The sequence below is a fragment of the Oleiphilus sp. HI0079 genome, from assembly GCF_001635105.1.
Genome location: NZ_LWFT01001085.1, coordinates 1 through 676, shown reverse-complemented (window position 1 = coordinate 676; position 676 = coordinate 1). Strand labels below are relative to the sequence as shown.

At 48.5% G+C, this 676-nt stretch carries 2 protein-coding genes; both read left to right on the top strand.

The genetic code is table 11. The features are described from left to right. Positions 1–260: amidohydrolase family protein (locus A3750_RS19325; RefSeq protein ID WP_156498756.1), on the top strand; the 260-nt coding region annotated here is incomplete at its 5' end. A 22-nt stretch (positions 261–282) separates the two neighbouring features. Beyond that, positions 283–676 (top strand): bifunctional 2-polyprenyl-6-hydroxyphenol methylase/3-demethylubiquinol 3-O-methyltransferase UbiG (gene ubiG, locus A3750_RS19320; RefSeq protein ID WP_068548647.1); only part of this gene is annotated, 394 nt, incomplete at its 3' end.

Below are 676 nucleotides of genomic sequence, written 5' to 3'. Positions count from 1 at the left end.
TAGAGCATAAAACAGGCTCAATTGAGATAGGTAAGCAAGCCGACTTAATCGCACTTAATCTTAGCCAGTTAAACACAGTTCCTAGCTATGACATCGAGGCTGACATCGTTTACAACGTAAACTCAAGACAAGTTAGCCATGCTTGGGTTGCGGGAGAACTTCTGTTAGATTGCGGCCGCCTAACCCGCGTTAATGAGGAAGAGCTTATTGCGCAGAGTAAGCTGCGTCAGAAAAGCGTCTTGAGCAGCAAACAGCGTTAGCCAAAAAAGCACGAGAATCAGTATGACAATATCGGTAAAAAATCCAAACGTAGACCCATCAGAGATCGCTAAATTTGAAGCACTAGCAAGTCGCTGGTGGGACAAGACTAGCGAGTTCAAACCCTTGCACGACATAAACCCACTGCGCGTGAATTACATTGATGAGCGCGCATCTCTTGCAGGCAAGAAGGTACTTGATATTGGTTGCGGGGGCGGCATTCTGAGCGAAGCAATGGCGCATAGAGGGGCCGAAGTCTCGGGCATCGACATGGGAGAGGCGCCACTTGCTGTTGCGCAGCTTCATAGTCTTGAATCGGGTATTTCCGTAGATTATCGCCAAATCACAGCTGAAGAGCTTGCAGAGCAAGAAGCGGGAACTTACGACATCGTGACCTGCCTTGAAATGCTTGAGCACG